Raw genomic sequence first — 4388 nt, 5'->3', positions numbered from 1 at the left:
CGTGCTGGCAACAGCAATCCTGGATCGGCTGCTACACCACTCAACCACACTGAACATCAAAGGAGAAAGCTACCGGTTAAAGGAAAAACGCAAAGCCGGAGTGCTGGCAAAAAACGCCACGCCAGTCAGTGATGATGAAATTGCGGAAAGCGGGCAACATTAATGAGCAATAGCGGACATTAAAAATGGCGAAAAACGGCCAATAATCTTGGCGTTGACATGCCAACTGTATCAGCGATTTTTCCAAGGGTTGCGCGGGTAACTGAACCGTGCTGACCGTGGCGGCCTGCGCCATCCCGGCGCTTAATGCCACAGTCAACACTGCCTGCGGCCAAAACTTCCCATGCTGCATAATAAAAATGGACATGAATACGAGTTCCCTGCCTGCTGCTATTTTTGATTTCTACTGACGATGACGTCAGGCAGTAAAAATCGGGTAGATCAAAACGAAAATAATTTTGATAATCATTCTCAATATTTAATAACAAAATTGATTTTTCTAGCGTTATTTTTTGCTGCCGATCAACACTACAGCATCGATAGGCTGCCGATAGGAGAGTGGCAGAGAATGACTGAGTAACTAAAGGGCGCGGCCGGTATCATCCAGCGGCAAGACGCAGGTAAAACGCAGTTTATCCAGCATACGCTGATCGCGTGGGTCCAGATAGATAACGCCACTGTGATAGCGACGTAGCTCATCGATCACCTCGCTTAAGGGCGCATTTTCAAACACCAACTGGTTGTGCAGCCAACCCGCTTCTGCAACACCGTCCTGTACGTCATCCAACAACGCATATTGCGTAAGGCTGACTTGTTGGCCTGCGTTCAGATCGACGCTGACCGCGGGATCGCCCTGCGCCGTGACGCGAACACGAGACTCTTCCACATGCACCCGGGTTTCCTCTCCCACTTCGCGCACGCTATAACGCGTGCCCAGCGCTTGGGCGGAAGCCTGTAAGCTGCGAATCACAAACGGGCGTCCGGCAGGATCTTTTGCCACCTGTGCGTAGGCTTCCCCTTGCAGCAGTTCCACCGTGCGTTGCCGGGTATCAAAGTGCAGGTTAACCGCAGAGTCGGTGTTTAGCGTCAGTACGCTGCCATCATCCAGCGTCAGACGGCGGATTTCACCGATTGCCGTGCGCTGATCTGCCAACCAGTAGCTATAAGGCAGTTGGCTGGCAAGCATGCCCTCCACTCCCAGCGCCAAGGCCAAAGAGAGAAACCGTGGCGGGCGCGCCTTACGCTGCGTGGTGGCAGGTGTCAGCGCCGCGCTGGACCAGAGTTGCTGCATCTGGTGATAAACCCGCTCATGGCGCGCATCCTGTTCGCACCATCGCTGCCATTCGGCAGCACGTGCGGCATCCACAGCCTCGTCGTCCTCGGGTTCAGAAAAGCGGATGAGACACTCAGCGGCCTGTTGCTGGATACGCGCTAACTCAGCTTTCTGGTTCGTCGCTTTCCAGACTGAAAATACGGGTGTGGATATGGATCATGGCTTTTGCCAGATACTGTTTGACGCTGCTTTCGCTCACGCCCAACGTAACGGCGATATCGCGGTAGGAATGGCCTTCAACGCGCACCATGATGAACGCGCGCTGCACTTTTTCATCCAGCTCCTCATTGAGGATATGCAGTGCCGTGGCGACCAATTGACTGATTGCCACACGCTGTTCGGCAGATTGCGCCTCAGCCCCCTCCGCCAACTGCGCCAGCGCCGCCAATGCATCCTCTTCCAGTTTGCGTTTGCGGAACTGGTCGATCATCACATGGTTGGCAGTGACCATCAGGTAAGCGTGCGGATTACGGATGGCTTCCGGCTCAGACAGGGTCAACAGTTTGAGGAAAGTATCGTGGGTAAGATCATCCGCCAGATGGCGGCAACCGGTTTTTTTACTGAGCCATCCGCGCAGCCATCCCTGATGGGAGTGATAAAATACGCTCCAGAATGTCGTTAGCTGCGTCATAGTCGGTGGCAATAAACATGCTGCAAAGATTAATTGATACTCATTATCATCTAAGCAAATCAGACGACGCAACAGTTTTTAAACAACAAACCAAAAAACTGACAATACGCCCTAAATAATTCGAGTTGCAGGAAGGCGGCGACGAGTGAATCCCTAGGAGCATACTCAAGTATGTGACTGGGGTGAGCAAGGAAAGCCAACGCACCTGCAACTTGAAGTATGACGGGTATAGGGATTAGTATTCTTGATCCTCGATCAGACGTTTCCCCAGCGTAACAGAATCCACGATATCGTAGTTCAGCTTCTCATACATGCCGATCACTGCATCATTATCCTGCCGCACCATCAGGTGTATTTTGGGGCAACCGCGTGCGATCAGTTTTTTCTCCAGGCGGCTAATCAACGCGTTAGCGATGCCGCGCCCGCGAAAATCCGGATGGACGCCCAGATAGTAGGCCGATCCGCGATGGCCGTCATACCCGCCCATCACCGAGCCCACGATTTCACCGCCCACTTCTGCCACCAAAAACAGGGAGGCATCTTGATTCACTTTACGCTCAATATCCATTTCCGGATCGTTCCAGGGTCGCAGCAGATCGCAACGTTCCCATAGGGTAATCACTTCTTCAAAGTCATCTTGTCTGAATACGCGGATTTCCATGGGATCCCCCCGTTGATTGCTAAGGAAAATCTGATTATCGCGTGATCTCGCGCAGACGCAATATCAATTTGCTGCCATCTCTCCTACCGCAGTCGCTCAGCAGTAGGAAAGCCAACACCTCGCGGTTGTGACAGGCTATACTGGTAGCCCTTTTGTTATAATGGATTTGCTAACACCGTCATGAGTCAGCCTGATATTTCCACCGTAAAATCCTTTTTACTGACGCTGCAAGACACCCTGTGTCAGCACCTTGCCGCCGCGGATGGCAAGAACGGCTTTAATGAGGAGTGCTGGCAACACGCAGCTGGCGGCGGTGGGCGCAGCAGGGTGCTGACCCAGGGCGCGGTGTTCGAACAAGCGGGCGTCAATTTTTCTCACGTGATGGGCGCCACGCTGCCCCCTTCGGCCAGCGCGCACCGGCCCGAGCTTGCCGGACGCCGCTTTCAGGCCATGGTGGTTTCTCTGGTTATCCATCCGTTAAACCCGTATGTACCAGCCACGCTAACGTACGCTTTTTCGTTGCGGAAAAAGAGGGTGAAGAGCCGGTATGGTGGTTTGGCGGTGGGTTCGATCTCACCCCGTTCTACGGCTTCACTGAAGACGTCGTACACTGGCACCAAATCGCTCAGTATCTTTGCCAGCCGTTCGGTGACGACGTTTATCCGCGTTACAAAAAATGGTGTGATGATTACTTTTTTCTCAAGCACCGTAACGATGCACGCGGCGTCGGCGGGCTGTTTTTTGATGACTTGAACACGCCGGATTTCACCACCAGCTTCGCGTTTATGCGCGCCGTCGGAAACGGTTTTCTAGACGCTTACCTGCCGATCGTCGCGCGACGCGCAGCATTGCCCTGGAGAGAGCGCGAACGCCAGTTCCAGCTATACCGCCGCGGGCGCTACGTTGAGTTTAATCTGGTGTGGGATCGCGGCAAGCTGTTTGAAGATGAAGATAAGCCGTCTCGATGACTGTTCCTTGTTTCACATAGTGAAACTTAATTACTGTTACCTGTCCCAGATAGATCCAGTTTGCCCCAGGTAGATCCACATTTATCGCACGTTTCCCGTTTAAATATCTCACCTCCTATCACCCTGAAGCTGGGCAAGCTGGTGGCATTCTATGATGACAACGGCATATCCATTGACGGTCACGTGGAAGGCTGGTTTACCGATGACACCGCAGCACGTTTTGAGGCCTACGGCTGGCACGTGGTGCGTGGGGTAGACGGTCATGACGCCGATGCCATCACCCGCGCTATCGAACAGGCGCGCGCGGTGACGGACAAACCGTCCCTGCTGATGTGCAAAACCGTGATTGGTTTCGGCTCACCGAACAAGGCCGGTACTCACGATTCCCACGGTGCGCCGCTGGGTGACGCCGAAGTGGCCGCTTCACGCGAACAATTGGGCTGGAAATACCCGCCGTTTGATATCCCCGCTGAAATCTATGCCGCCTGTGATGCCAAAGCCGCTGGCGCGCAGAAAGAGAGCGTCTGGAGCGAGACGTTTGCCGCCTATGCCAGAGCCTATCCGGAACTGGCTGCCGAATTCAAACGCCGTACCGTCGGTGACCTGCCGGCCAACTGGCAGGGTGATACCCAGAAATTCATTGAAGACCTGCAAACCAACCCTGCAAAAATTGCCAGCCGCAAAGCCTCGCAGAACGCGCTGGAAGCCTACGGCAAACTGCTGCCGGAATTCCTCGGCGGCTCTGCCGACCTGGCACCGAGCAACCTGACCATCTGGTCCGGCTCGGTTTCGCTG

General features: G+C 54.1%; 5 protein-coding genes and 2 pseudogenes. 3 read left to right on the top strand and 4 right to left on the bottom strand.

Going from position 1 to position 4388, the window contains the following annotated elements:
* Positions 1-163, top strand: a 163-nt coding sequence (locus QZ506_RS13300; RefSeq protein ID WP_291971636.1) for an ATP-binding protein, incomplete at its 5' end; no start/stop codon positions are given.
* A gap of 16 nt (positions 164-179) precedes the next feature.
* Here the strand turns inward: QZ506_RS13300 and QZ506_RS13295 are convergent.
* From QZ506_RS13295 to QZ506_RS13280, 4 genes are all read right to left on the bottom strand, one after another.
* Positions 180-488 (bottom strand): hypothetical protein, encoded by a 309-nt coding sequence (locus QZ506_RS13295; RefSeq protein WP_291971632.1) that lies wholly within the window; start codon positions 486-488, stop codon positions 180-182.
* Between the two features lie 92 nt (positions 489-580).
* Positions 581-1366 (bottom strand): FecR domain-containing protein, encoded by a 786-nt coding sequence (locus QZ506_RS13290; RefSeq protein WP_367273025.1) that lies wholly within the window; start codon positions 1364-1366, stop codon positions 581-583.
* 70 nt (positions 1367-1436) lie between these two features.
* Positions 1437-1964 (bottom strand): sigma-70 family RNA polymerase sigma factor, encoded by a 528-nt coding sequence (locus QZ506_RS13285; protein WP_291971630.1) that lies wholly within the window; start codon positions 1962-1964, stop codon positions 1437-1439.
* Positions 1965-2199: 235 nt separating this feature from the next.
* Positions 2200-2625: a GNAT family acetyltransferase gene (locus QZ506_RS13280; RefSeq protein ID WP_291971628.1), complete on the bottom strand. Its 426-nt coding sequence runs from the start codon at positions 2623-2625 to the stop codon at positions 2200-2202.
* A gap of 180 nt (positions 2626-2805) precedes the next feature.
* Between QZ506_RS13280 and hemF the strand changes: the two are divergent.
* Both hemF and QZ506_RS13270 read left to right on the top strand, forming a co-directional pair.
* Positions 2806-3566, top strand: a pseudogene (gene hemF, locus QZ506_RS13275) (oxygen-dependent coproporphyrinogen oxidase); the annotation flags it as partial.
* Between the two features lie 147 nt (positions 3567-3713).
* Positions 3714-4388: pseudogene (locus QZ506_RS13270) on the top strand (transketolase); the annotation flags it as partial.

Origin of the sequence: Candidatus Symbiopectobacterium sp. (genome assembly GCF_020054415.1) — a bacterium.
In the GTDB taxonomy this organism is placed as follows: Bacteria; Pseudomonadota; Gammaproteobacteria; order Enterobacterales; family Enterobacteriaceae; genus Symbiopectobacterium.
Note: the sequence above shows the minus strand (reverse complement) of the source record. Positions and strands in the feature narration are given on the sequence as shown.